General features: G+C 75.6%; 1 protein-coding gene. It reads left to right on the top strand.

Annotation, left to right across the window (positions count from 1 at the left end; all coding sequences use genetic code 11):
* A partial coding sequence (locus SZN_RS41815; RefSeq protein ID WP_007506591.1) for a hypothetical protein occupies positions 1 to 740 on the top strand: 740 nt, incomplete at its 5' end.
* Between the last annotated feature and the right edge of the window lie 39 nt (positions 741 to 779).

Below are 779 nucleotides of genomic sequence, written 5' to 3'. Positions count from 1 at the left end.
GGGCGGTGGCGGCGTCCGTGGCCGTCCTGCTGGCCGGGACGGGCACCGCGGCCGACGCGGCGCCCGGCGACCCCGTCGTCGGCGCGGTCACGGTCAACGCGGGCCGGGACGTCGTCGTGGGGACCACGGCCGGCGTCGCCTTCCCGGTCACGGTCACCGGGTCCGACGACTCCGGCCTGTCCTTCGCCGACGTGGACCTGAAGGGGCCGGCCGGCGGTTTCTACACCACGGACGCGTTCTGCGAGAGCGCGACGGCCTGCACGACGGCCTTCACCGTGACCGCCCGCCCGGCGCCGGGCGGCGACGACCCGGTGGACCTGACCAACACCAACGCGGGGAAGTGGTCCGTCGACGCCCTGGTGGACGGCAACGACGGCGGCTCCGTCTTCGCGCCGGGCGCGGGGACGTTCAGCCTGAAGCGGGCCGCGCGGCTCACGGTGAACGCCGCACCGGAACCCGCGGTGCGCGGCGGACGCCTCACGATCGACGGGCGGCTGGTGCGCGCCGACTGGAACACCTACCGCTACACCGGATACGCCGACCAGACCGTCAAGCTCCAGTTCCGGGAGAAGGACGGCGACACCTACCGCACGGTGGCCACGGCCCGGACGAACGGCACCGGCGGCCTCCACCTGATGGCCAAGGCCGTCGCGGACGGCTTCTGGCGCTGGAACTTCGCCGGAACCGCCACGACCGGCTCCGTCAAGACGGCGGGCGACTACGTGGACGTCCGCCCCTGACCCGGAGCGCGCCGCGCCCCCCGGGCGGGCGGGCGCGGG

Origin of the sequence: Streptomyces zinciresistens K42, from assembly GCF_000225525.1 — a bacterium.
Lineage (GTDB): Bacteria > Actinomycetota > Actinomycetes > Streptomycetales > Streptomycetaceae > Streptomyces > Streptomyces zinciresistens.
Note: the sequence above shows the minus strand (reverse complement) of the source record. Positions and strands in the feature narration are given on the sequence as shown.